The sequence below is a fragment of the Paenibacillus sp. OT2-17 genome, assembly GCF_009827695.1.
GTDB classification, from domain to species: domain Bacteria; phylum Bacillota; class Bacilli; order Paenibacillales; family Paenibacillaceae; genus Paenibacillus; species Paenibacillus polymyxa_B.
In genome coordinates, this window is sequence record NZ_WUDQ01000837.1 from 1 (window position 1) to 1171 (window position 1171).

Genomic DNA, 1171 nt, shown 5'->3' on the forward strand with positions numbered 1-1171 from the left:
GAATAAACGCCCCAACATCGGATTATCCGAGCTGGCAGACATAGCGCATGTGGGAAGCAGCTCTATGAGTGGGGTAGTTGACCGCTTGACCAAGGCGGGATATATTGCTCGCGGACGGCATGAGCATGACCGTAGATCCTTAGTGCTGACGCTTACGCCGGAAGGAAAAGATATCATGCAAAAAGTAGACGCCATGTGGATGGAGCGCGTCTTGCCCATTCTGGACATCCCGAAGGAGCAGCTAGAGATGGTCCTGGATATCCATAAACAAATGATCATGAAAGTAACACCGAAGGTAATGAATCAACTTGAGCAGTCCTCAAATGACACTACCAGGTAATTTGCGCAGAGCACCCATTGTGGCCGCTCTGTTGATTGGCGCGATTGTAGCGATATTAAATCAGACGTTGATCAGTGTGGCTTTACCGAAAATGATGAGTGATTTGAATATAGATGCCAATATAGCTCAGTGGCTTAGTACGGGCTTTATGCTCGTGAATGGGGTATTGATCCCGGTGACCGCGTTCTTGATTGCCCGTTTCTCCACTCGTAAATTGTTTATTAGCGCGATTACTATTTTTTCAATAGGCACGCTGTTATGTGCTGTAGCTCCAAGCTTCAGCATATTGCTGATCGGTCGGCTTATTCAGGCCGCGGGAGCAGGTATCATGATGCCCTTAATGATGGTCGTTATCTTGAACATCTACCCAATAGAGCGTCGTGGCCGGGCGATGGGAACCTTGGGGATTGCGATGGGTTTTGCTCCAGCCATTGGGCCAACCTTATCCGGTTATATAGTACAGCATTATGACTGGCGGGTTTTGTTCTGGATCATCCTGCCGATTTCAGTGATTTCGATTGTGATCGGATTTATTTTTCTGAAAAATGTAACGGAGCAGTCCAAGCCAAAGCTGGACATTCCCGGCATCATTTTGTCTACGCTCGGTTTCGGTGGACTATTATACGGCTTTAGTGATGCAGGAACATCGGGTTGGGGAAGTATTCCGGTCCTGTCTACGCTTATCGTTGGGACAATTGCGCTTATTTTGTTTATTGTTCGCCAACTGAAGGCAGATGAGCCTATGCTGGAGTTCCGTATCTTTAAATACGATGTGTACAGCTTGACGACAATCATTAACGTGATTGTGACGATGGCTTTGTACGCCGGTAT

The 1171-nt window shown here is 47.3% G+C and carries 2 protein-coding genes; both read left to right on the forward strand.

Annotation, left to right across the window (positions count from 1 at the left end):
• The coding region (locus GRP75_RS27515; protein WP_160790958.1) for a MarR family winged helix-turn-helix transcriptional regulator at positions 1-340 on the forward strand (340 nt) is incomplete at its 5' end.
• On the forward strand, positions 324-1171 hold an 848-nt coding region (locus GRP75_RS27520; protein WP_160790959.1), incomplete at its 3' end, for a DHA2 family efflux MFS transporter permease subunit. The genes GRP75_RS27515 and GRP75_RS27520, both read left to right, overlap by 17 nt.